Below are 950 nucleotides of genomic sequence, written 5' to 3'. Positions count from 1 at the left end.
TGCACTATCTTTTGCTATTTTTAAGTTCTCTTGGGTTACATGATCAATTTGAGCTACAGCATCATTAATTTGAGTAATACCTGTAGTTTGCTCTTTAATGCTCTCACCCATTTCATTAATAGATTGAACTAAGATATTAGTATTAGCTTCAATCTCACCTAAAGACTTTTGAGTTCTTTCTGCTAGGTTTCTAACTTCATCAGCAACAACAGCAAAGCCACGTCCGTGCTCACCTGCACGTGCAGCTTCAATAGCAGCATTTAATGCAAGTAGGTTAATTTGATCTGCAATATCACCTATTATAGAAGTAACATTTTTAATCTCTTCACTTTGAGCAATTACTTCACTAGTTTTATGGGATACATTTTGCATAGAAGAAGTAATTTCTTCTAGTGCTGCTGCTGTTTCTTCTAAAGAAGAAGCTTGAGAAGATGAAGAATCTGTTAGATTTTTAACAGCACTTTGTAATTTACCACTTTCATCTGCTAATAAAGAAGCAAATTCAGAAGATTGTCTTAACATACCTACGATTTCTTGACCTAATACATTAGTAGTTACTTCAACTCCACCTTTAGCATTTTTAACTTCAGTAGTAAAGTCTAATGCTTTATAGCTATCAAATACTCTATTAATTTCATTCATATTAGAACCAACTTTTTGTTCTAATACATTCAGCATTTCATTTAAAACATTTTTTAATTCTACTAATTGAGGGTTAGCAGGAATTGCAGTAATTCTTGCTGTTAGATTACCACTTTCTATTTCTTTAGCTGTATCTACTGATTGTTCTACTGCTTTAGCATCTTGTTCTAATGCATTTTTAGTTTTAGTGATGTTTTCGTTAATAGCTTTAGCCATAGCACCTAATTCATCATTAGTATTAACACTAATCATAGCTGAATCTTTAGTTTTATGATTGATAAAATCAAAGAAAGAGTTAAGGCCGGTTT

At 31.9% G+C, this 950-nt stretch carries 1 protein-coding gene; it reads right to left on the bottom strand.

What is annotated here, in order from left to right:
- On the bottom strand, positions 1–950 hold a 950-nt coding region (locus CAMP5060_RS08115), incomplete at both ends, for a methyl-accepting chemotaxis protein (protein ID WP_250322484.1).

This window comes from Campylobacter sp. 1569, assembly GCF_024723675.1.
GTDB lineage: Bacteria > Campylobacterota > Campylobacteria > Campylobacterales > Campylobacteraceae > Campylobacter_D > Campylobacter_D jejuni_C.
This window is presented reverse-complemented; position numbering and strand designations above follow the sequence as displayed.